1 pseudogene is annotated in these 240 nt (G+C 38.8%); it reads left to right on the top strand.

The annotated features are described in order from the left end of the window. Window positions 1–25: 25 nt before the first annotated feature. Window positions 26–240, top strand: a pseudogene (locus KVT27_RS25995) (YlaH-like family protein); the annotation flags it as partial.

The raw sequence follows: 240 nt of genomic DNA, 5'->3' as shown, positions 1-240 counted from the left end.
CGCTGACATGAAAGGAAGAGGAGGATTGGATATTAAGCCCGCTATATTGGGTGAAGTAAATGTTATTCAAGGTGCTGCACAGACAAGTTCCGAGGAAACACCAAGAGTTTTTGGAAGAATGGCGGGTATAACGAGATTTTTATATGTAAATTTACCAAGCAATGAAATTGCAGGCTATGTTGTATTTCTTCTTTTATTTGCACTTTCTGCCATTGACTATAAGCTAGGCTTTGCCAAGAA

The sequence above is a fragment of the Lysinibacillus sp. GbtcB16 genome, assembly GCF_019091145.1.
Classification (GTDB): domain Bacteria; phylum Bacillota; class Bacilli; order Bacillales_A; family Planococcaceae; genus Lysinibacillus; species Lysinibacillus fusiformis.
This window is presented reverse-complemented; position numbering and strand designations above follow the sequence as displayed.